General features: G+C 35.0%; 14 protein-coding genes. 3 read left to right on the plus strand and 11 right to left on the minus strand.

Features of this window, described 5'->3' with window-relative positions; genetic code table 11:
* Positions 1-329: 329 nt before the first annotated feature.
* A complete protein-coding gene (locus tag FOC48_RS08150) occupies positions 330-1010 on the minus strand; it encodes a hypothetical protein (protein WP_003147695.1) in 681 nt (226 codons plus the stop codon).
* 453 nt (positions 1011-1463) lie between these two features.
* Entirely contained in the window at positions 1464-10412 is an 8949-nt protein-coding gene (locus tag FOC48_RS08155) for a YSIRK-type signal peptide-containing protein (RefSeq protein WP_003147694.1), read from the minus strand.
* A 743-nt stretch (positions 10413-11155) separates the two neighbouring features.
* On the opposite strand from FOC48_RS08155, the gene FOC48_RS08160 reads away from it, so the two are divergent.
* Both FOC48_RS08160 and FOC48_RS08165 read left to right on the plus strand, forming a co-directional pair.
* On the plus strand, positions 11156-11575 hold the full coding sequence (locus tag FOC48_RS08160; RefSeq protein WP_003147693.1) for a sigma-70 family RNA polymerase sigma factor: 420 nt from the start codon (positions 11156-11158) through the stop codon (positions 11573-11575).
* A gap of 223 nt (positions 11576-11798) precedes the next feature.
* Positions 11799-12317 carry a sigma-70 RNA polymerase sigma factor region 4 domain-containing protein gene (locus FOC48_RS08165; RefSeq protein ID WP_003147692.1) on the plus strand — a complete coding sequence of 173 codons (519 nt, stop codon included), beginning with the start codon at positions 11799-11801 and terminating at the stop codon, positions 12315-12317.
* A 145-nt stretch (positions 12318-12462) separates the two neighbouring features.
* On the opposite strand, the gene FOC48_RS08170 is transcribed toward FOC48_RS08165, so the two are convergent.
* A complete protein-coding gene (locus FOC48_RS08170) occupies positions 12463-12726 on the minus strand; it encodes an LPXTG cell wall anchor domain-containing protein (RefSeq protein ID WP_003147691.1) in 264 nt (87 codons plus the stop codon).
* A gap of 126 nt (positions 12727-12852) precedes the next feature.
* Positions 12853-13221, minus strand: a complete 369-nt coding sequence (locus FOC48_RS08175; RefSeq protein ID WP_003147690.1) for a YSIRK-type signal peptide-containing protein — start codon at positions 13219-13221, stop codon at positions 12853-12855.
* A 757-nt stretch (positions 13222-13978) separates the two neighbouring features.
* On the opposite strand from FOC48_RS08175, the gene FOC48_RS08180 reads away from it, so the two are divergent.
* The gene (locus FOC48_RS08180) at positions 13979-14812 is read left to right on the plus strand and encodes a YwqG family protein (protein WP_003147688.1); all 834 of its coding nucleotides are present in this window, start codon (positions 13979-13981) and stop codon (positions 14810-14812) included.
* A gap of 178 nt (positions 14813-14990) precedes the next feature.
* Here the strand turns inward: FOC48_RS08180 and tnpA are convergent, their stop codons facing one another.
* The 7 genes from tnpA to FOC48_RS08200 all read right to left on the minus strand — a co-directional run bounded on the left by tnpA (position 14991) and on the right by FOC48_RS08200 (position 25155).
* Entirely contained in the window at positions 14991-15455 is a 465-nt protein-coding gene (gene tnpA, locus FOC48_RS08185; protein ID WP_003147687.1) for an IS200/IS605 family transposase, read from the minus strand.
* Positions 15456-15699: 244 nt separating this feature from the next.
* Positions 15700-16944 carry a glycosyltransferase family 4 protein gene (locus FOC48_RS08190; protein ID WP_003147686.1) on the minus strand — a complete coding sequence of 415 codons (1245 nt, stop codon included), beginning with the start codon at positions 16942-16944 and terminating at the stop codon, positions 15700-15702.
* Positions 16945-16947: 3 nt separating this feature from the next.
* Positions 16948-17517 carry a glycosyltransferase gene (locus FOC48_RS09845; protein WP_003147685.1) on the minus strand — a complete coding sequence of 190 codons (570 nt, stop codon included), beginning with the start codon at positions 17515-17517 and terminating at the stop codon, positions 16948-16950.
* Entirely contained in the window at positions 17480-17917 is a 438-nt protein-coding gene (locus FOC48_RS09850; protein WP_003147684.1) for a glycosyltransferase family 2 protein, read from the minus strand. Before FOC48_RS09850 ends, FOC48_RS09845 begins: the two co-directional genes overlap by 38 nt.
* 72 nt (positions 17918-17989) lie before the next feature.
* On the minus strand, positions 17990-18367 hold the full coding sequence (locus FOC48_RS09855) for a hypothetical protein (RefSeq protein WP_003147683.1): 378 nt from the start codon (positions 18365-18367) through the stop codon (positions 17990-17992).
* Positions 18357-18533 carry a hypothetical protein gene (locus FOC48_RS09860; protein ID WP_003147682.1) on the minus strand — a complete coding sequence of 59 codons (177 nt, stop codon included), beginning with the start codon at positions 18531-18533 and terminating at the stop codon, positions 18357-18359. The genes FOC48_RS09855 and FOC48_RS09860 overlap by 11 nt, the downstream gene beginning before the upstream one ends.
* A gap of 439 nt (positions 18534-18972) precedes the next feature.
* Positions 18973-25155 carry a mucin-binding protein gene (locus FOC48_RS08200; protein WP_003147681.1) on the minus strand — a complete coding sequence of 2061 codons (6183 nt, stop codon included), beginning with the start codon at positions 25153-25155 and terminating at the stop codon, positions 18973-18975.
* Positions 25156-25231 lie beyond the last annotated feature (76 nt).

Genomic DNA, 25231 nt, shown 5'->3' on the forward strand with positions numbered 1-25231 from the left:
GAACCATCAACATCGCCTTTCTCCATACCACGAATTTAACAAAAAACCTAAGTAGCAAAATACTACTTAGGTTTCTTATTAATTTTTTCGTTTCTACCCCGGAATTAGCTGTGACTTGATTCGGTTGCAATTTAATTCGACTGTAAATCCATTTGACTATAAGTCTATTTGTCTGCGAACCAATTCATCTATAAAATAATTTGTCTGCAACCCTAATTGAGTTACAAACCTATTCGGCTGAGAGTCTTATTAAATGCAAGCTATTTAAATACGAGCTAGCTTATCTCTATCTAATTGACTACGAGCCTATAATTTAAAACCCTTAAATACTATCTTCCACGACGTTTTGCTTGTGGAGCAGCTTTTCTTGCAGGTTTGTGATTTTGTTGAACAACAGGTCTGTGTGCTGCTGGTTTTTGAGCTACTGCTGTTGGTCTTTGAACAGCTGGTTTTTGAGCTACTGATTTGTGCGCTACTACAGTAGGTCTTTGAGCTGGTTTGTGTGTAGTTACTACTGTATGTTTGTGATTTGTCACTACTGTGTGGTTTGTAGTTGAAGAATGACTTACAGACCCTGAAGCAACTAGTTGTTTGTGAACTTGAGTTGTAGCTACTACATGAGCTTGAGCTTGAGTAGTTACATATGCGTATGTTTGAGTGTACGGTTTGCTAATTTGCCTAGCTGGTTTTTTAGTGAAGTACACTTGGTATACTAATTCTTGATCGTAGATTTTGTTGGCTGCGATTTGATTTTTACTTTCATTAGAAAAATCACGTTTTGAAATATTATATTCATTAGCTAAGTTTTGAGGAAGAGAAATTGTTGCAAATACATTCTCATCTCCTGATAATTTTGCACTTTCTGCTAATCTTTTGTTAGTTCCTTCTTCAAGGTAATCAACTCTTACATTGATTTTTTTGTTTGCAGCTTCTACTTTTGCATCATTTACATTAGCAAATGAGAAAACTAGTAATGCTGGTAATACTGCTTTTAAAAGTTTTTTAAACATAGTTTCACCTTAATTTGTTTTTTTCGGAATTGATATCTAATATAAATACGTATCTTTACCGGAATTAATAATATTATAAATAGAAATTTACGTCAATCATTTTTCGAAGAAATTTTATTATTTTACAAAGTTTTATACGTATTAAAAATCTCTATTCAACTTCAATTTAAATCTAACTTAAAATACAGTTAAAATAGCGTTAGATTTGAGTAAGTATATATTTAGTTTTCGATTGAAATAAATAAAATATCCCACTATTAACCATCTCCAAAATAAGATAATAGCAATTTATTTAATAAATATATGTTAATTAGTTTTCACTGATGTTTTTATAGTATACAAGCAAATTTTTCCATGCCCCGGATTTAGTATACAACCCCAAAAAATCGAGGTAGAGATTGCTCTCATACCTCGATTCATTTTTAATAGTAGTAAAGTTATCTTACTTTAATACTATTTGTTTTTACGTTTTCTGATTGCTGCTGCAATTCCTGCAAGTAATACACCGAATCCTGCTGCTGCGCTAGATGTTTCGCTACCTGTGTTAGCTAGACGTTTAACTTGTGCTTTAGGAGTAGCTGCAGTTACTTTTCTGAAGATGTGACGTACATTTCCATTTTCGTCAACTACAGTTCTTACGAACTCGTATCCTTCAACTATTCCCATACCTTTAGCTCCATTTTCAGATGGTTTTAATGGGTTTCCATTTTCATCTGTCCATGTTGTAATGATGTTTGTAGCTGGGATACGTGTTGATTTCTTGAAGATGTGACGTACATTTCCGTCTTCGTCAACTACAGTTCTTACAAACTCGTATCCTTCAAATGTTCCTTTACCTTTAGCTCCATTTTCAGATGGTTTTAATGGGTTTCCATTTTCATCTGTCCATGTTGTAATTACTGCTGCTGGAGTTGGAGTTGGAGTTGTTACTTTTTCGTATACGTGCTCTGTGTCTCCATTTGGAAGAGTCTTAGTTTCTACGAATCTGTATCCTGGAATATCTTTCTTAGGTGTTGTTCCTTCTTCTGTTGGATTTCCTGGAATTTCTTTTCCTTCTTTATCCTTGAATGAAGTTGTTACTTTTTCGTATACATGTTCTGTGTCTCCATTTGGAAGTTTCTTAGTCTCTACGAATTTGTATCCTGGAATATCTTTCTTAGGTGTTGTTCCTTCTTCTGTTGGATTTCCTGGAATTTCTTTTCCTTCTTTATCCTTGAATGAAGTTGTTACTTTTTCGTATACGTGTTCTGTATCTCCGTTTGGAAGAGTCTTAGTCTCTACGAATTTGTATCCTGGAATATCTTTCTTAGGTGTTGTTCCTTCTTCTGTTGGATTTCCTGGAATTTCTTTTCCTTCTTTATCCTTGAATGAAGTTGTTACTTTTTCGTATACATGTTCTGTGTCTCCATTTGGAAGCTTCTTAGTCTCTACGAATTTGTATCCTGGGATATCTTTCTTAGGTGTTGTTCCTTCTTCTGTTGGATTTCCTGGAATTTCTTTTCCTTCTTTATCCTTGAATGAAGTCTTAACTTTTTCATAGACGTGTTCTGTATCTCCGTTTGGAAGAGTCTTAGTTTCTACGAATCTGTATCCTGGGATATCTTTCTTAGGTGTTGTTCCTTCCTCAGTTGTTGTTCCTTCGATTACGTGTCCGTTAGTATCTACGAATGATGTAGTTACTTTTTCGTATACATATTCTGTATCTCCATTTGGAAGTTTCTTAGTTTCTACTACTTTGTATCCTGGAATGTTCTTAGGATCTTTTGTTCCTTCTTCTGTTGTTGTTCCTGGGATTGGGTTACCTTTTCTATCTACGTGCTTAGTTGTTACTGGTTCGTAGATATGTTTAGTGTTACCTTTTTCATCAGTTTCAGTCTTAACTAATTTGTATCCTGGAATAGTTTCTGATGGGTTTTTACCATCTTTAGATGGAAGTAATTCAGTTTCTTTACCGTCTTTTCCTACTACTACAAATTTAGTGTCAGGACGAACTGTTGGTGTGTAAGAAGCTTTGATTGTCTTACCGTTCTTATCTTTACGTACAACTTCTACTGGAGTAGCTGTTCCTACGAAGTTTGGTTCTGGAGTGAATGTCACTTTACCATCTTTGTCGATTGTGTAAGTTCCTTCTCCTGGTACTTTCTTCTCAGTTGTTCCATCAGAGAATGTTGGAGCTACTGTAGTGTCTACATCACCTTTGAATACTGGAGTATTAGATTGAGGTTGTCCTTTAGCACCTTCAGAAACTACGTTTTCTGTAGTTGTTTTACCTAATACTGTTGGTGTGTATTTAGCTGTTACTGGTGTTCCGTTTTCGTCAACACGTTTAACTGTTACACCTTTAGCTTCTCCTACGAAGTCTGGTTCTGGAGTGAATGTTACTTTACCGTTCTTATCGATTGTGTAAGTTCCTTCTCCTGGTACTTCTTTCGTAGTTGAACCATCTTCAAATGTTGGAGCTACTGTTTCATCGATTGGTACTGTTACAGTCTTACCGTTTACTTTAGTAGTTCCAGCTGTGAATACTGGAGTTTCTGATTGAGGTTGTCCTTTTTCACCGATTGATGTTACGTCTTTACCTGTTGGTGTTACTGGTAATACTACTGGTGTGTATTTAGCTGTTACTGGTGTTCCGTTTTTATCAACACGTTTAACTGTTACACCTTTACCTTGACCTGTGAAGTCTTTTTCTGGAGTGAATGTTACAGTTCCGTCTGGAGCTACTGTGTAAGTTCCTTCTCCTGGTACTTCTTTCGTAGTTGATCCATCTTCGAATGTAGCTGGTTTAGTATCATCAAGTTCTACAGTTTTTTCTACACCGTTAACTGTTGTTTTACCTGCTTCAAAGGCTGGTTTACCTTTTTGAGTTGCACCTTGTACATCAGTTGTAGTTACACCTTCTGCAGTTGGTGTTACCGGTTTAACTGTTGGTGTGTATTTAGCAGTTACTTCTGTACCATTTTTGTCAGTACGTTTAACTGTTACACCGCTAGCTTTACCTGTGAATTGTGGTTCTGGAGTGAATGTTACTACACCATTTTCAATTGTATAAGTTCCTTCTCCTGGTACTGTTACTGAATCTACTGATTCTCCTGTTTTCGGATCTACTAATTTAGCTGGTTCATCAGATAATTCTACAGTTACATCTTTACCGTTAACTGTTGTTTTACCTGGTGTAAATACTGGAGTTCCAGTTTGTTTAGCACCTTGTACGTCTTCAGATACTACGTCATCTGATGTTGGAGTAACTGGTTTAACTGTTGGTGTATATTTAGCTGTAGCTGGAGTTCCATTTGTATCTTTACGTTGAACTTCAACACCTTGTGCTTTACCTGTGAAGTTTGCTTCTGGTTTGAATGTTACTTCACCAGTTTCTGGGTTGATTGTGTAAGTTCCTTCTCCTGGTACTGTTACTGATTTTTCATCAGTCGGTTCACCAGTTTCTGGATCGATTAATTTAGCTGGTACTGTTGGGTCGATTGGAGCTTTTTCGTGACCTTCTGTGAATGTTGGAGTTCCACTTTGCTCTTGACCTTGCGCACCTTCAGAAGTTGTTCCTTTAGCAGTTGGTTTAACAGGCGTGATATTTGGAGTGTAAGTTGTTGTTACAGCTGTTCCGTTTGTATCTTTCGCTTGAACTGTTACTGGTTTAACTTCTCCTGTGTAAGTTTTGTCTGTTGGAGTGAATACTGCAACTGGATCTTTACCATCTTCTTTAACAAGAGTGTATTCACCGATTACATTACCTTTAGGATCTTTAGCTGGTACTTTTTCAGCTGGTTGTCCATTTTCATCTAATAATGTGTAAGTTGTTGGATCGATTGCTACTACTTCTTCAGTTTTAGCTTTTGTCATTGGGTCTTCAACTTCAACTACCCCACCTTTGAATTTAACTGGTTGGCTTTGAGTTTGACCTTGAATGTCTGAAGTTACTGATGGTTCTGCAGTTGGTTTAACACCGATTACTACCACTGAGTATTTACCAAGTGCTGGAGTACCGTTTTTATCAACACGTTTAACTGTTAATTCAGTACCTTTTCCTGTGAATCCTTTTTCTGGAGTGAATGTTACAGTTCCATCTTCTTTAACTGTGTAAGTTCCTTCTCCTGGAATTGTTACAGTTGTTGTCTCTTGACCTGTGGTTGGGTCAATTAGTTTTGCTGGTACATTATTGTCGATTTCAACAGTTTTTTCAACACCGTCAATTGTTACTTTACCACCAACGAAGTTTGGTTTACCACTCTGTTCTTTTCCTTGGACACCTGCAGTTACAACTTCAGTTCCTTCTGGAGTTGCTGGGTGTACTACAGCTGTGTATTCTGCAGTTACTGGAGTTCCGTTTTGGTCTTTACGAACAACTGTCATTGTTGTTCCTTTACCTTTGAATTGTGGGTCTGGAGTGAAGTGTACTGTTCCATCTGAATCAACTGTGTACGTTCCTTCTCCTGGAATTGTCTTAGTAGTTGTTCCATCTTCGAATGTTGCTGGTACTTTATCATCCATTGGTACTTCTACTTCTTCACCGTTGATTGTAGTTTTACCAGGTTTGAATTCTGGTTTACCACTTTGTGGTGCACCTTGAATATCTTCAGTGAATGTATTAACACCTACTGGAGTAACTGGTTTAACTGTTGGAGTGTAAGTAGCCGTTGTTGGCGTTCCATTCGCATCTTTCGCTTGAACTGTTGCTGGCACTGGAGTACCTACGAAGTCTTTGTTTGGTGTGAATGTTACTTTACCTGTTGTTGGATCGATTGTGTATGTTCCAACTTCTTTTCCGTTAGCGTCTTTCGCTGGAATTGTTGTTGCATCAGTTGGTTGTCCAGTAGCTGGATCGATTAATTTAGCTGGTTGTTCAGCATCGATCTTCATAGGAACTTTAGCATCACCTTGAGTGAATGTTGGAGTTCCTTCTTGAGGTTGTCCTTGAGCACCTTCAGATGTTACAGGTTTTCCTGTTGGTTCTACTGGAGTAATTTCTGGAGTGTATTTTGTAGTTACTGGAGTTCCATTTGTATCTTTAGCTTGGATAGTAACTGGTTGTACTTCACCTGCATATGTTTTATCGGTTGGTGTAAATACCGCAGTTGGTTTACCGTCTACAACTTTAAGTGTGTAAGTACCGATAACATCTCCTGCTGGGTTTTTAGCTGGTACTGATGCAGCTGGTTGTCCATTTTCATCTAATAGTGTGAATGAATTAGTATCAAGTGGCACTTCTTTTTCAACACCGTTAACTGTTGCTTTACCAGGTTTGAATGTTACTTCTTTAGATTGTTCAACACCTTGTACGTCTGTTGTTTCAACTGGTGAAGCAGTTGGTGTTACACCTACGATAGTTGGAGTATAAGTTGTTTTAACTTTAGTTCCATTTTCGTCTTCTGCTTGAACGTTAGCTGGTTGTACTTTACCTTTGTATTCTTTGTTAGTTGGTATGAATGTTACTTTGTTAGTAGCTGGGTCAATTGTGTATTCCCCTACTTTGTTTCCTTCTGGATCTAAAGCGTTTACTGGAGTACCTGCCGCTACTGGGTTACCTGAAGCGTCAAGTAGAACCGCTGAGTTAGCTTTAATTGGCACTGATTTTTTAACACCTTCGATTGTTGTATCACCAGGTGCAAATGACACAGTTCCATCTTGTACTTCACCTTGGATACCTGAAGATTCCGCTGGTGTCGCTGTTGGTGTTACACCTACGATGTGTGGTGTGTAAGTAGTATTTACTTTAGTTCCGTTTTTATCTTCTGCTTGAACTTTAGCTGGTGTTACTTTACCAGTATAAGATTTGTCAGTTGGTGTGAATGTTACTTCTCCTGTTGCTGGATCGATTGAGTAAGTACCTACTTGAGTTACTCCATCTTCAGCGTATGCTGGAGTTGTTTGTCCTGGTTGAACTTCATTTCCTTCTTTGTCTAGAAGTTTGTGAGAGTTTTCTTTAATTGGCACTTCTGCATTTCCTGCTGTGAATGTAGGAGTTCCTTTTTGAGTTTCACCTTGCACTCCTGCTGAATCTGTTGGTTTAGCTGTTGGTTCTACAGCTGTTACTGTTGGAGTGTATTTTGTAGTAGCCGTAGCTGTTACATCTTGTCCATCTTTATTTTGACCTACTGGTGCTGTTAATGTTACATCAACACCTGTTGCAGTTCCTTTGAATGTTGGAAGTGGTTGGAATGTTACTTCACCTGTTGTTGGGTTGATTGTGTAAGTTCCTTCTCCATCAACCGTTACAGAATCTACTTTAGCTCCAGTTTTTGGATCTACTAATTTAGCTGGGTACTGTGCACTTGGCGTTACAGTTGCAGCATTATCTGTTCCAGCATCAGTTTTGAATGTTGGAGTTTTCTTCTGTTCTTTTCCTTGAACATCTGTTGATGTTTCTGGGTCAGCTGTGATTTCTTTTGGAGTTACTGTTGGAATGTATACAGCATCCATAGTTTTTGTAGTCGTTGAATGTGTACCATCATTGATGTTTTCAAGACCATTTTGAGCTGTTAATGCAGTCCATCCCGTAGATTCACCATTTGAGTCCACTGCTCGTAGTGTAATACCATCAGCTTTACCTACGAAGTTAGCTTCTGGAGTGAAAGTAATCTTGTCATCTGTTACTGTATAAGTACCTTGACCTGCTTTAGTGTAAGTTTTTGTTAATGATCCATCTGGGTTAACGATCATTACACCTTCAGATTGAACTTTCTTAGTAGTTTCAGCACTGATTACATTACTTTGTTCAGTATACTGAATTTTACCGTATGAGTTGAATGTAGTTTTACCGTTGTTAGAACCTAGGTCAGATGCATCGTCACCTAATGGACGTGTTCTGAATTCGATACCTACAGATTGAGTTTCACCTTGTTTACCAGTAGTTTCTTCTTTATCTCCACGTGGTGGGTGAATTACTTGGATTTGGTTATCTTCTACTTCCCCTGAGTATGCAATTCCATTTGGTTTTTCTACTTGAGCTTCATCTTTTGCGATACGAACACGGAAGTTTACAACATCTTTACTAGTATCAACTACTTGAGTATTTGTAAATGTTAATTCTACTATTTGATCATTTCCTGTTACTGTAGCAATATTAGATTCTTCACCTTTATCGAATTTACCATTACCATTGAAGTCAATAAATCCACGAACATAAGCTGGTGCAACTGTATCTGTATAGTTGTCATTACCATTAGCTGAAGCTCGAACTTTAACTTTATAAGTGTTCTCCGGACCTCTAACTAATTGTACTTCTGGACGACCCGTATCTTTGTTAATATGTACATTTTCTGGAGCAATAAGTTGATCTACACCTTCATCGGCATTGTCTTTCTCGTCATCTGAATCAACTCCGATTACACGAGTACCTGGAGCTGAGTCGATATCAGCTTTTACTTTACCTAAGTATGGTTGTTGAATTTGTTTAATTGTTTTTGTATCATAATCAATAGATTGAGTTCTTAAGTAGTGTTCAGCCATTCCATAAGATTCTGGAAGATCTCCAAAGTCAGAGAACTTAATACCAATCATAGAAGATTGTTGTCCAGAAGACATGATATAAAATCCTACTTCAGTTACGTTTGCCGTAGATAATACTGGCGTTCCAGATCCATTTTGATTTATGTAACCCCCAAACACTTGTGAACCTAGACCTGCAGTAGCTGCATCAGGAGTCGCAAATTTTTTACCACTTAGAGCATTATAGAATTTTTCATCTTGCCATTTAAGGACAGCAGTTTTACCACCATTCATATCTTTAAATTGATCAAGAGGCTTATAGGCATTTTTATTTGTTTTATATCCAACAATCGCTGCAAGATCCCATGGAGTACCGTTAGTTGTGTAAATTTCAGACTCAAGAGGTCCGATATCTTCCCCAGAAGTCATAACGATACCAGGTTTTACAGGTTTACCATTATAAGTCGCTGTTATATCGAATTTAACCCCAGCTGCTTGACCATTTTTAGGCTGTCCTGCAGGGTTTGTTCCTGCGATTGTTGTTTTAGCTCTACCAGTTGTTATACCAGAATTAGCAACGTGAGTATATCTATTTTGAGGATTAGCTCCAAGTCCTGTTGCACCATTTTCCGGATTAAATTTATTTTCTTTATCCGGTTGATAAGAACTTTCTAAATCAGTTCCAGCTACACGGTTTTTGAATATTTCAGTTGATTCGAACGGTTTCAGTTCTTTAACTTTCATAGTAACGATATAACCAGGAATCAATTCTTTTGTATATGTAGAACCAATTTGAAGTTGGTTAGAGGCTGTTAAATTTGTCCATGCACTCGTATCTCCAAAGTCTAACCATTGGATTTGGTCATTTAAGTCTTTAATTTCTTTTAAGTTATCTTCGTTTGTTTTAACTTTGATATCTGATAATGAAGAATATCCATGATCTTCTAACCATTTTTTACCTGTTTCAGTCGAAGCATCTTTAAGCGCTGTAGTAGTCGCTTCCGCTAATACTACATCGAATTTACCATTACGTTTAGCTCCAGCATTCTCTAACTCTGTGTAAACTGCTTTGATAGAGTTGCTTAATTCTGCTAAACTTTTAGCGATTTGTTCTGTAGTCGCTTTGTCGTTTCCTAATAATTCTTTAGCTACTTTTAATGCTTCTTCGTTTTTCACTACTGCAGCTTGTACTGCTGGTTTTGCTTCTACTTTTAAGTCTTTTTTGCTTAATTCAGTTTTAGCAAGTGTGTTAGTTACTTCTGCTTCTGAAGCTACTTGTGTTAATTCTTTTTTAGCTGCTGCTTCTTCTTTTTCTTCTTTAGTAGCTGTTGCTTCTTTAGCTTTTTGTTCAGCTTCTTTTTTCTCTTCTAATTTTTTGTCGAAAGCTTGAGCTTTAACTTCTGTTACTACTTGGCTTAAAGCTTGAATTGCTTGAGCTTGTGCATCTACTTCTGCTTGTGTAGCTGCTTCGTTAGCTAATACTGCTTTAGCTGCTGCTAATGCCTCTTTCGCTGCTGCTACAGCTGCTTTGTCAGCGTCTTGAGCTGATTTTAATTTTTCTTCTAATGTTGCAATACTTGCTTTTAAGATTTCTTTTTTAGCAGTTGCTGCTTTTGGAGTTTCTTCTTTTGCAACTTCTGCTTTCGGTGTAGCTTCAGTTTTTGGTGCTTCTGCTCCTACTTTTTCTGCTACTGCTGCTGCAACATTTTCTTTTGTAGTTTCTACAACAGGTTTTGCTTCTGCTTTTGGTGCAGCTTCTGCTTTTCCAGCTCCGTTTGTTGTATTATCTACAGCTGTGTTGTTTGGTACTTCTTCAGCAGCTTGTACTGCTCCAGCACCAAAAAAGATACTCGCACCGATTACTACTGATGCAGTACCGACTTTAAACTTCTTGATAGAATAAGATTCTACTTTTGTACCTTGTTTGGTATCTTTTAAATGTTGATTATTTTTACCTACCATTATATTCCTCCTTGAAATTCTTTTAATACTTTACCTTGAATAGCCGATTATTGAATAACTTATCTTAAATCTCCATAGAAATAAAATTTTCCATATATATCTTCTCGGTTGTGTTGTTATTAAGATAAACAACTCCCTCACCTTATATTATGTTCTTTGATTAATATATTCAATTTTCTGCTATTGTGTACCTTTTTGTTAATATTAGTAAACTAATGATGAGATTCACACATTGAAGCTCATAAATTATTTTACCTAATTTTTATTTTTTTGTCCATAAAAAACCTCATAAATTCTCAAAATATTTTATAATATTTCGCTTTGTTAATTTTTAATTTATTTTTATATAATCTTTTTTATAACTCACCTTGAAAAACACTGTTGTAATAGGGTTTAATATCCTATTTTCATTATTTACGAAATTTACAGACTTTTACAAACGTGTTATACATTATAACTAAAATAATTCTTTTTGTAAAACAATACATTCTGTATTGTTCGTCTACTTTTGTAGGTGTTTATCAAGTTCTTAAATTAAGGGATATTTTACTATATTATGACTATAATAAATCTTCTTTAATCTTATTAATTAATCATATATTTTATTTTAGGGATTATAAACATCTTTAATAAAATTTAACATGATTCATCTTATTATTTACTATTTTTATATAAATCTGTTATAATCATTATCCCCGCCAACCCCCTTACATTAAATTACTTAATTTAAAGGAGTTAAAATTATGAAAAGATATAAAATAGATAATAATCATGTAGTAGATGTACCAGATGAGGTATTCTCAGTAATTAGATATTATAGTTATAAAGAAAGATATCTAAAAATGAAAGATGCCAAGCACAACATCATACATTTCTATGAATTCGATACTGAAGATAGCGACGGGGAAAATCTCGTAAGAGACCCTTCTCCATTGCCTGATGTATTAATTATTACTAATGAAACTTATAATGAATTGTATAATGCACTAGCTACATTATCGATAGAAGATCAACTTCTATTGTACAATTTATTCGTAAAAGGGAAATCTTTAAGGAGTATTGCACTTAGGGAAAACAGCAGTGCTATGGCAATTAGTCGCCGTCGTGACAAGTTGCTCAAGAAGTTGGCTATAATTCTTATTCAGTATAAGATTAAGAATTAGTACAGTGTGAACTTTGTGTGAACTTTTACAAAAAACCTGTTACAAAGTTCAAAAAAATCCACTATTAATAGTGAAGAGGATTTTTCGTAAGGGGGTATATTTATTTATATTTTATAATACTGAAAATCCAACCCATCTTTTCTTTCATTTCATAATTTACTTTCTATTACCGTCTTCATAGAGATATTTATGTAGGGAGTGGCTATTAAGGAGGGAAGTAATTATGAGACAGTACTATTTGACTGATAGGGAGACTGAATCATTTTATGAATTATTAGAAATTAAAAAGAACTTAATAACTATGGCTCTTTATAAAGTGAAGATACCAAGAAAACTTCACCATGAATTTTACAGTTATGGTTTAGAAGGTTTATTAGTCAGTTTTTTGATTCTTAATGAAGGGAAAATTGAGGAAAAGGATTTTGATCGTTTCGCCTTCGTTACTATTAAAAGAAAATTAATCGATGAGATTCGCTATAGAAATAAAGAGAAAAGCATACCTCTAGATATTTTCGATAACAACAAATTGGATGCGACAGATGACAACTACTCATATGTGTACATTCAGCTGTTCGAGTATTTGAAGAACACCTTAGATGAACAGGAACTTAAGTTTTTCTGCGAGTTTATAAAGTCTCTAAATATGAAGCAAACCGCAGAAGCTATGAACATTTCGTTACGAACAGCATATAGAATCCACAAACGAATTAAGGGAGTTTGTGAAAATTTTTTATTAAGTTAATATTATAAATATCCGCCACTCTCTACATGAATATCAACGTCTTTTTATATAATTTACAGCAAACACAAAGACACCCTCGAAAATTATCAGGGGTGCCTTTTTTTGTTAGAGTTTAGTTTAGTAGGTTTTTTGTTTAGATTTCAAATTAGTTTTTGTCGTTTTTACGACGAGCTACCGCTAGTAATCCACCTAGGATCGCTAACCCTAATCCTGCTAAGCCAGTATTAGTTTCAGTTGTACCTGTGTTTGCTAGACGTTGTCCTAGTTTTTCGTTAGTTACTTTTCCGAAGATGTGACGTACATTTCCGCCTTCTCCAACAACTGTTCTCACAAACTCATATCTACCATTACTTCCGTAAGTCTCCGTTCTAATACCTGTACCTGTTGGACGTATTTTATCTTTCCACATTGCTGCTTCTTTTGATAATTTTCTAGCTTTTTCAGTTGATAATGGAATATCCGTACGTCCACCTGTATCAGCAACTTCATTGTTTGCTGATTTTATCTCTGTATTTTCAGATTGGTATCCATGAACTTAGACACGGTATGCATCATTATTGTCTAACACTATATAAGACTTACCTGTCGCAGTTGGAAATTCACCGTTTTGTTTTCTTAATTCAGTAGTATCGGCTGTGTATCCTTCATTAGTTGTTACTTTTGCATTAACTTCATCTTGAGTTGCATCAGCTTTTGCGAATACTTCTTTTGCTTTTGCTAATTCTTCACGAGCTGTTTTTACTGTAACTTCCTCAGCTGCTTGAGACACTGCCCCAGCACCTAAAAAGATATTAGCACCGATTACTACTGATGCTGTACCGACTTTGGATTTTTTGATAAAATACGATTCTACTTTAGTACCTTCTTTTGTGGTTTTTAAGTACTTATTATTTTTTCCTACCATCAAATTTCCTCTTATGATATATTTTCTTCTAAACTAAACCTTTTTCAAATTCTTTATCTTTGATTTTTTTGATTACGATATTTAACTTAAACTCATACTACTAATTTGAAATCCATTTTTTGAACTTCATTATTAATAATACCAAATATAATCCTTTTGGTTCTCTGACTAGACTTCATTCTTAAATCTATAATTTTTAAATAGCTCTGATTCATAAATACTAAGCTCATAAGTTTTGTTTTTCAAGGATAATTAACTCTCTAAAACAATGTTAATGTCAGTATTTTTTTTACTAATTCAGACTGGAACCTAGAACTATTACTCTCGGATAATACCATCCTTTTTACCAAAAAACGGATATTAGCATCATTATTCCTTAACTAAAGACAATTATTAAAATACATAGAGATAATAAAAATAAATCACAAACATTGAAAATAATCATCATGATTTTCATTGAACAATAAGCTATTTAAATATATTACAGATGTAATAAACACTTACTCTATTGACCTACTTCATGACCTATGATAGAATGAAAACGTGGAATATTATACATTTAATTATTTTTTATGTGTAATATGAAGGTAATTTTTAAAAATTTAATTAACGACAATCAAGCAAGCACTTTTAATCAAATTCGATAAAATTTCACCATAAAAAATACTTAAAAAAATATTGTACATTGGTTATACATTCGAGAATGCATAACCAAATTTTAACAAAAAACTAAAATACACGTATACCGGAGGGTTATATGATTACAATTGAAGATATTAACAAAGTTATAGAAAAAATTAAAAATGAACACACAAAAGAATATATCGGAATTTCTATCAACGGAGATAGAGGGCTAAACATTAGTACAAGTAAATTCGGAGGCGTTCCTTATATTGCACAGGATGCAGAAGCACCAGTAGATACAGAGGGTAATCAACTTGCACTACTAGCTCAAATTAACTGCACAGAACTACCAGAAAATGATATTTACCCTAAAGAAGGATTGCTACAATTCTGGATTTCACGCGATGATTCTTTCGGACTAGATTCTAAAGGAACTAATGTCGTAAAATATATTAAAGATATAGATAAAAACATAACAAACGGGGATGTATTGAACAAGTACCACCTTCCTAGCGAAGATAACGATGAGGAATATTCTCCATTCCAAGAAAAAGATGCATCATTTGCATTAACATTCAACAAAGGAACTTCAACGATTACTGCTACGGACTTCTTATTTGAAGGCATCGCAAAAGACGCTATCCGCGAACTATTCCCAGATGAGCAGGTAGAAGATCTATATGAAAATCTTGATAGAGAAGTCTACGAAACTCTATTTAAGGCTTTCGAGGGAGTTAAACACGCAATAGGTGGTTACCCAACATTCACTCAATGGGATCCACGTGACCCTGAAAATAAAGAAGCGTACGACACATTACTTCTTCAAGTAGAAAGCGAATGGGATGCGAACACGAAAGATAACCTAATTATGTGGGGAGATTCAGGAGTTGCAAACTTCTTTATCAATAAAGAAAAATTAGCAAACTTAGATTTTGAAGATACATTATTCAACTGGGATTGCTTTTAATTAAGACTCTCTGTTAAATTCGGAACATAGAGAAAAAAATAATGACCACCCCTGAAAAGGAGTGGTTTTCTCTTCGGGTATAACCCTTTGTTACTAACACGCACCTCAAGGCGCTGGCTTTCACATTCGTTCAAGCCCTATTGTATTTTGACGCCCGCTACCCGTTAAACGGATTTATCTACTTTTTCTTATTTCCAAATGGATTTGTATATTCTTTTGTTGTCAATTTATCTATTGTAATATCATGCATTTCTTGTTCTCTGATATATTTTCTTATTGTACTTTCATTCAAACCTACAGTACTTACATAGTATCCTTCTGCCCAAAATTTTCTATTCCCATACTTATATTTCAAGTTTGCATGCATATCAAATATCATCAGTGAACTTTTTCCTTTCAAATACCCCATAAAACTTGATACACTATATTTCGGTAGTATTGATAACTGCAAATGTATATGATCTGGCATTATATGTCCTTCTATTATTTCCACTCCTTTATACTTACATAACCTTTTTATTATATCTACTATATCTCGTTTGTATTGATTAAATTCTATTTTTCGTCTATACTTAGGGGTAAATACAATATGGTATTTACATAACCACTTTGTATGCGATAAACTATTATGTTTATTTGCCATAATTAAAATCATCCTTTCTTTATTTTAGAGCTTGAACTACTCTTATTTTATCAAGAAAGGATGATTTTTCAATTGTTTAACTTTTATATCGCACCCGCATAGCGGGTGGTTTTTTGTTTCGGAGACTTTGCCTCCTCAACTGGCTAAAGCCATTAATATAAAAATATCTTCCTGGATTTTTACCAAGAAGATATTAACTTAACATATATTTATTTATCTTTTAGATACAACAAATTTATATTTATTAAACTTTCAATACTTTCTTATAATACTCTGCTACTTTACTCTTCACATGTTCTTTTGCAAAAGTTGAAGATTTATATTCGCCTTCCTGTTGATATTTCACAAGAAGTTCTAACAATTCATCGAAAGAACTGAAGGTTTTCGTGTTTTCGCAGATACTCGCGTAATATCTATGCCCTAAATCAACATTAGAAAGCAGACAGACTAATCCTTTCGAAGATGCTTCTACAGCTGAATTGGCGAAGCATTCACTTAACGAACAAGATATACACACTTCATGTTTTTCATAAGGTACTTGTTTTACAAAACCAGCAAATTTAACATTATCTGGTAAGTTATTCCTAGTATATCCTTCAGGTAAATTACCATAGATCGTAAGTGTGCTATCAGGTGTACGTCTAAATGCTTCAATCGTGATTTCACATTTTTTTATAAAGGTCATATTGCCGACTATGCACCAATTTTTTATAGTTGTATATATTTCTTCTTCAACCTCTTCTACATAGACAGGTGGTAGGAATCTCACCTTATCACTTCCTAGTCTTTCTTCTAAGACAGGGCTTGTGACAACATTAGTGCACCAACTTTGCAAGACAAACTTCATAAATGGCGCAAGAATATTGTAATGCGTATAGGCAAAAAGCTCTCTTCCAGTATTTTGGAAAAACTTTCGAAGTTGCAGAGGATATTCATTAATCATATCTATAATGAATTTATCATCAACGGTTGAATTTTCCACAAGGTATTCACTCACCAATTGCCATTGCATCAGAGTTTCATCAGTTTCTTTTATGTGATACTTATGATAATTTTCAGAAACATCACCTTCTAATACTACTCCATCTTTGTTGTAAAGGATAAATTTATCTTCTTTAGGGATATATTTATATAATAGTTGCGAAGTATAACACTCTACAGCTCCATCTTTGTAGTGAACTAATCCTACATAACCGTCTTTAGTATATTCCACCTCTAAAACATCCTCTAGATTTTCTATAAAACTTTTATCTACGCTAGGTTTATCCCTGGCTATATCTGATTTTTCAAAAATTACATGATAAAAGTTTTTGAACCCTAGACTTTCAAGAGTTTCTACAAAATTCGGAACAAAATTAGTTAGATTCGTTATAACTAATCTTTGTTCGACACCTATTTCGTCAAAGACAGCTTGTCTAGCTAGTTGACTACTCTCAAAACCATAGATCGTGTAAGGAACTCCTTCTTTTATCGTAAATACTTTAACCATTTTCTACTCCAATACATCTTCTAATCTTAAACCGCGACTCTTCGCAAGTCTACTTCTAAATATCATACCTTTATTATCTTCTTCAGGAAGACCATAATATGCAGTCAGCGTATTCATCACGAGCGCATTATCTTTAGTTACCATACACGCCCACAGGTGCCAATCTTCAAAACCATCGCACTCTGGATCATAACCACCAGCTTCCTCAACCGCAGATTTCTTATAAATCACAGTAGAGTGATTAAACATATTTTTATAGGCTAACTTAAACCATAACTCCTCACCTGAAAGGTTATTGAAATTATTTCTTTTAATTCCACCTTGTAGTTTATTTCTATCCGCATCGACCTTTGAACCAATGATATCTAACTTATCATTTTGTTCTAATTCATTAAGAAGAAAGTCCAAGTGCCACGGCATCCATTCATCATCAGAGTCCTGCCTTGCGATATACTCCGCAGTCACTAGCGAAATCCCTGCATTAAGGGCTCTCGATATTCCACCATGAAGAACTTTATGATAAATAACTCTCTCATCATTTAAATATTTTTCTACATACTTCTTCAGTTCCATCACGAGATCCGTCATCAACGATAATAAGTCTAAAGTTTTCGTGAGTTTGATTTAACACCGATTCAATCGCCTTACCGACAGTTTTTTCACGGTTATAAACAGGCATAACAATATCTATCACCGTCTCCGATAAAGGTAAATCTATCGATTCAATGCCATAATTACCTAGAATTTCTACTTCATTAGTCGTTAAGAACGTTCTGAAACAACGAACACTCACTCCAGGAATGTTTTTTACAAGAAGTAGTGAAGTCGAATAAAAACCATAGACTTCCACATTCTCATAGTTAGACAATAGGTCGTAAATCTCTTCTTCGAAACATTTATCTGATCGAATAGTCTCAGCATTTTCTACATTTACTGTAACTCGAAGGTGAGCATAGTATAATGCTTCTCCCATCTTTTCTAATGCCTTCTGCGTCAATTTTTCTGTAATTCTTATATCTTTTTCGTCTATGTAGCTGCCAAGTGCTTATCCTAAAAAGACCTTGACTGTTTTTCCGTTAGTCGCTCTAGCAAAGTCTTTCGGTTTAGTATCGAAAGGTATTTTTATCAACTTTTCAGTTGGGAATACGGTATTAGTATCGAATATTGTATAGTGAGCTTGAGATAGGTTTATGACCCTCTCCAACGTTATTTCTTTTGGTCCGACTACTCTATCAGTATAGCGAGTATACATATTAGGTGCAATAATCGAAGTACTACCATCATCAAATGTGAATAATCTCATAAAACTAGGATTAAAAATGCTGTGAGCTATCGGATTATCTAAACTTGCTAGATAAAACTTATCAATTTTGATATTTTCTAGTTTTTCCCTAAGTTCATTAGGCCATTTTTTAATTATCAATAAATAGAGTATCTTCACAAAACTCTTTCATTTTATCAGCGTATATTTTCTGCCTATTATCATTAGACATTTTCAAATATATTCCAAAAAACTTCTCACCTGTAACCTTAGCAACCTCTCGCGCAACTAAGACTTGAAATGGTGAAGTACAAAAAATAATATTCATACACTATACCTCTCTGTTAACCTCTCTATTAGACTCTCTATTAGGCACGAAAAATTACGCCAAAAGCCTTTTCCTTTAATAATTATAAATATTTTATCACGCGGGAAAATTCTAGTCAAATGCAGGTGATGAAGAGTACCAAGAGTGGGGTTTTGAAAAGTTAGACATTACTAACGAACGAGATTATGTAAACAGCATGCGCGCCTCCGCTCCGGTTGTAATAGTTATCGGGATTGTGTAAACGAAGAGAACATCTTTATAGAGTGTATCTTAGTTGTTGAGATTATATAAATAAATATAAACATCTAATTCGAAATTAATCACTTTTTTAAATCTTATAAACCTAAAAAGAAAGCACCCTCGAAAATTATCAAGGGTGCTTTCAAGCCATTTATTTTATTATTTACTATTTTGTCTTTATGATTTTATTATTTTATTCTTATTTTTCTTTACGACGTCTTGATGCTGCAAGCATTCCAGCAAGTGTCGCTAATCCTAATCCTGCTAAGCCAGTGTTAGTTTCTGTTGTTCCAGTGTTAGCTAATCTCTTAACTTGAGCATTTGCTTTTGGTTGAACTGGAGCATTGTTTTGACCTGGGTTTTTAGGTGTTTCTTTTTTATCTTGTTTTGGATCTTTGTTTTGATCTTCTTTTGGTTTATTGTTTTCTGGTTTTGTTGGATCTTGATTTGGTTGTGGTTGAGGGTTTGCCACATAGTTGATCGGTGTATCTTGACCTGGGTTTGTTGGGATATCTGGTACGATGTATCCTTTAATTGGGTCTTGTGGATCAACTGGTTTAAGTGGGTTTCCATTTCCATCAACTGGAGTGTATCCTGGCACGTATGGTAATACCGGTCTATCACTTCCTGGTTTTGTTGGATCTTGTGGATCGTTTGGATATTTGATTGGACTTGTTGGTTGTCCTGGGATGTTTGTCACCCATGATCCTAGTGGTTGGTAAACATATGTTACTGTTGAACCATCTTTTCCAATCTTACCTTTAGCTTCACCTTCTACTCGTACTAATACGTATCCTTTAATTACTTTTCCAGTTGTTGTGTACTCATCTCCAATCTTAACTTTTGTAGTTTCAACTGGGATTAAGTCTTTTCCATTTTCATCTACATATTTAACTACTAAGTTAGCTTCAGTAGCAACATAGTTAATTACTGTATCTTGACTTGGATCCGTTGGAATGTTTGGTACTACATACCCTTTTGATGGATCTGTTGGATCAACTGGTTTAAGTGGATTTCCATCTTTATCTTCTGGAGTGAATCCTGGTACATATGGTAATACTTCTGTTGGTTGCCCTGGTTTTGTTGGGTCTGTTGGATGGTTTGGATATTTGATTGGACTTGTTGGTTGTCCTGGAATATTTGGAATCCATGAACCTAGTTCTTTGTAAACGTATGTTGCTGTTGAACCTTCTGTTCCAATCTTACCTTTAGCATCACCTTCTACTCGTACTAATACGTATCCTTCGATGACTTTCCCTTCTGTTGTGTAGTCATCTCCTACTTTTCCTTTTGTTGTTTCTGCAGGAACTAAGTCTTTTCCTTTTTCATCTACATATTTAACTACTAGATTAGCGTCATTTGCTTCATAGTTAATTACTGTATCTTTTCCTGGATCTGTTGGAATATCTGGTACGATATATCCTTTAGTTGGATCTTGTGGATCTACTGGTTTAAGTGGTTGACCATTGCCGTCTTTTGGAGTATATCCCGGTACGTATGGTAATGTTTCTGTTGGTTTACCTGGTTTTGTTGGATCTTGTGGATTGTTTGGATATTTAATTGGGTTTGTTGGTTGTCCTGGAATGTTTGGAATCCATGAACCTAATGGTTTGTAAACATATGTTACTGTTGAACCTTCTGTTCCAATCTTACCTTTAGCATCACCTTCTACACGCACTAATACGTATCCGTCAATTACTTTTCCAGTTGTTGTGTACTCATCTCCTACTTTACCTTTTGTTGTTTCTGCTGGAGCTAAGTCTTTTCCATTTTCATCTACATATTTAACTACTAGGTTAGCTTTGTTTGCTACGTAGCTGATTGGTGTATCTTCACCTGGATTTGTCGGAATATCTGGTACCATGTATCCTTTTGATGGATCTTTCGGATCTACTGGTTTAAGTGGATTTCCATCTTTATCTTCTGGAGTATATCCTGGTACATATGGTAATGTTTCTGTTGGTTTACCTGGTTTTGTTGGATCTGTTGGATCGTTTGGATATTTGATTGGACTTGTTGGTTGTCCTGGGATATTTGGAATCCATGATCCGATTGGTTTGTATGTTACTACTTCTGTAGTGTTTTCTGAGTTTGCAGTCACTTTTGTAGCTGGTACTGTTACTTTATCAGCTAAGAATCCTTTAACTACTGGTGATTTAACTTCAGCTAAATCTTGTTCTGGTGTCCAGTCTCCGTATGTAACTTCTCCTGTAACTAAGTTTACTTTTGCTTCACGTGTGAATTTAGCTTCTTGTGTTACTGTTTTTGGAGTTCCGTCTTCATTTAATACTGGAGTTCCATCTGCGTATACGTATGTAATTGTACGTGTTACTGTTTTGTTTAGATCTTTTTCTTCTAATCCAGCTGGATATTTAGGTCCTTCTGGGTTATTTGGATCTACTGGAGTTCCTGGTGTTTTCGGTTGATCTGGTGTTACTGTAACTTCTTTAGCTTTAAGTGTTACTTTGAACTCTTGATCAGTGTCTTTATCTTTATCGAATTTTCCACCTTCTGGGTATGTATTAGATACTAATTCATATCCTTTGTTTTCAAGTTCTTTGATCTTAGCTTTTACTTCAGCTTCTTTTGTTAATGGTGCATCTGAATCACCTTCTTCTGTAATTCCTTCTACTCCTGGAATTGGGTTTCCTTTTTCATCTACGAATGTTGTTTTAGCTTTTTGAGTATCTTTTACGTAGTTGATTGGAGTGTCTTGACTTGGATCATTTGGAATATCTGGAATGATATATCCTTTTGTTGGATCTTGCGGATCTACTGGTTTAAGTGGTTGTTCATTTCCATCTTTTGGAGTCATACCTGGTACGTATGGTAATACTGGTTTATCAGTTCCTGGTTTTGTTGGGTTATCTTTATCGTTTGGATATTTAATTGGATTTGTTGGTTGTCCTGGGATATTTGGCACCCATGATCCTAGTGGTGTGTATGTTACTACTTCTTTGATGTCTTCTGAATTACCTGTTACGTTCACTGCTGCAACACTTGCTTTATCAGCTAAGAATCCTTTAACTACTGGTGATTTAACTTCAGCTAAGTCTTGTGCTTCTGACCAATCTCCGTATGTAACTTCTTTAGTTACTAAGTTAACTTTAGCAGTACGAGTGAATTTAACTTCTTGTGTTACTACTTTTGGAGTTTTGTCTTCATTTAATACTGGAGTTCCATCTGCGTAAACATATGTAATTGTACGTGTTACTGTTTTATTTAGATCTTTTTCTTCTAATCCAGCTGGATATTTAGGTCCTTCTGGGTTATTTGGATCTACTGGAGTTCCTGGTGTTTTTGGTTGATCTGGTGTTACTGTAACTTCTTTTTCTTTCAATGTTACTTTGAACTCTTGATCAGTATTCGTATCGTTATCGAATTTACCGTTTTCTGGGTAAGTGTTTGATACTAACTCATATCCTTTATCCTCAAGTTCTGCAATTTTAGCTTTAACGTCAGCTTCTTTTGTTAATGGAGCTTCTGATCCACCTTGTTCAGTGATCGCATCTACTCCTGGAATTGCATGTCCTTTTTCATCTACGAAAGTTGTTTTCGCTCTTTGGATAGCTGTGTAAGTTACTACGTATTCGTAATCTTTATCAGTTGCTGTTGTTGCTTGTACTGGTACTTTTTCAACACTTGCTACAAATCCTTCTTTTTGAGGTACTGCTAATTCTGGAAGATTTGTATCTCCAATACCTTTCCAGTTGATATAGATTGGTTTATCATTCGAATCTATTTCTGCTTTACCTTCGGCATTTGTTTTAACAGTTCCTTTATAACTTACAGTTTGAGTTTGTGATGGGAATACATCAGTACCAGCAAGATTAGCAACATTATCAGCGTACACAAATTTAATTGTACGGTTTACTTCTTCCACTCTTGTTTTCTTAACATAATTGTATTCTACTGGAGTAACATAAGCTGAAGCATTAAGCCCATTCTTTTTCAATTCTTCAGTTGAATAAATATCACGTACTCTTGTATTCGTTACACTTAGTGTACCTTCAATTCCAGTTGTAGGAATGTTAGCAAGGACGTACTCTTCTCCGTCCACTTCTTTTATTATCTCAGGAATAAACCCAGATACATCATATTTCTTACCTAATACGTTTGTATTATCTTTTGTTCCATCTTCATTTAAAGGACGATTTCCATCGTATTTAGTTGTCGCATGTCCAATAATTTTCCCAGTCTCAAGTTCCTTAAGACCTATTACAACAGCTCCTGTTGGTGGTTCTCCTAAAGGTGATCCAGATGCGTTGATTTCCCAACCATTTGCAACTGTTGTAGTAACTTCTTCTTTTTCACCGTTAATAGATGTTCCACCTGAGACTGTTAATGTAGCAGCAGTTTTATTATTACCTGCTGTACCACCTGTAATAATCCCAAATTCGTTATACGTAACGTTAGAAAATTCACTTGTTAAAGTTTTATTTTTAATTACTTTCTCTACTCCTAAAGATTGAAGAGATAACGAGATATTAGAACCTTCTTGAATGTATCCTTCTGTTACCGTCACTTCTAACTCTGTTGGAGAAATTAGTTTTGGAGTTAATGTAAATCCTCCTTCACGACCATCTTGTAAAATCCAAACATTGTTTTCATTTGCTTTAACGTTAGCCCAACGGTTGGCAAGACGATAAGTAATACTGTCTCCTTTGTTAGGATTAATAGTCGATGCTGTATTTAATCCATTTACAAAGTTAGTACTTCCTGCAAGTTCTTTGAATTCTGTAAATTCAGAATTAGGTAATTTAATAGTAAACTTAGAACCTACTCCATATCGAATATCTGAGTCTGTATTAATTTCTAAAGTGTCACTCTTACCTTTTAATTCATTAGAAACATATCCTAAACCATTATTTGATCTTAATGAAGCTGATGTTGCTTGTTTTGAAAAACTTGCTTGTTGACCTTTACGTGTATATGTATGTTCAACAACTGTTCTACCATCGATCTTAATAGTAGCTTTATATGGCGTGTCTTTCGAAATTTGTGGAGCTAAGTATCCACCACCTGATAAGTTTTCAGCACCAAATGAAACGATAGGATAATCTTTCACTTTCTCATTCCACTCAATGTTGTAAGTGTATGTACCAGTTTCATTAGCAACAGCTGGTTGTTCAGCAACACGCTGATCATAAGTCATACCACGTTGTGTACGTTGCGCCCAATATGGAACAGATTTGTTATTGTTGTTTCCTGTTGATGTTCTATAGTCGATAGACTTAACTTTACCAATTACAGTACGATCTGCTGCTGTAATTTTTTTCCCTGCAGGGAAGGCAGCACCAAACTCAGCTAAGTTTGTAACTTCGATTTTTGTAATTGTACCTGCTTGTAAATCTGCAGTATCAATTGTTGAATCAAATCCCCATGCTTTAGGAGTTGTATTATCAGCATTCATCGTAATATAACCGTTTGTTAAAGATTTAACTTTTGTTCCATCTTTAACAGTATCTTTACCTACGATTTTTTGATCTTGAGTTGCTGCATCCGCTAAGATAGATTCTACTTTACCACGGTGTCCAGCACGTTGCATTGTTACGTAAACTGCTTCAATTGCTTTTTCTAATTCTTTACGTTGTTGATCAGCTTCTTTTGTTGAAGAGTCTGAGTTGAAGATGTCTAGAGCTTTTGCGATTTCTTTTTCTGATGTTGCTACTGCTGCTTTGATTTCTACTTTTTTAGCTTCTTCTTTTACTTGTTTTGTTTCGAATGTTGTTGCAGCTCGGTTTACTGCTTTAGCTTCTGAAACTGCTTTTTCTAAGTTTTCTTTAGCTACTTTAGTTTCAGATTTTTCTTCTTTTTTAGCTTCTTCTTTTTTGTCTGCAGTTTTTTCAACTTTGCTTAAGTTGTTGATAACTGCTTCTAATGCTGCTACTTGAGCATTTACTTGTTCTTGTGTAGCTGATGCTTGCGCTACTAAGTCTTTAGCTTTGTTTAATTCTACTGCAGCACTTACTGTTTGTGCTTGTTTTGTTTCTGATAATTCTTGTCCTGCTAATGACACGAATAAGTTATCTAATTGGTTAATTTTAGCTTGAAGAGCTGTTTTATTTACTTCTTTAGCTGTTGCTTTCTCAGCTTTTGCTTCTTCTGTTTTTTCTTCTTTAACTTCAGCTTTTGGAGCTACAGCTGGTGTTTCAACTTTAGCTGTTTCTACTTTTTCTTCAGTTGCAGTTATTTTTTCTGTAGCTGCTACTGTAGCTTCTTGTTTGTTAGTATCAGCTGCTTGCGCTGCACCACCTAAGAACATAAAAGCAGATGCAATAAGAACAGATGCTGTTCCTGCGTTGAACTTTTTGATACCGTAGTGGTTAACTTTTTCATATTGTTTTTTATTATTCATCGTTGTGTTGTTTTTACTAAACATTATCGTCTCCTTTTTCTTTTAAATATAATATTGAATAAAATATAAATCATACTGACTACAAGAGATATTCTACATA

It is taken from the genome of Gemella haemolysans (genome assembly GCF_012273215.1).
Classification (GTDB): domain Bacteria; phylum Bacillota; class Bacilli; order Staphylococcales; family Gemellaceae; genus Gemella; species Gemella haemolysans_A.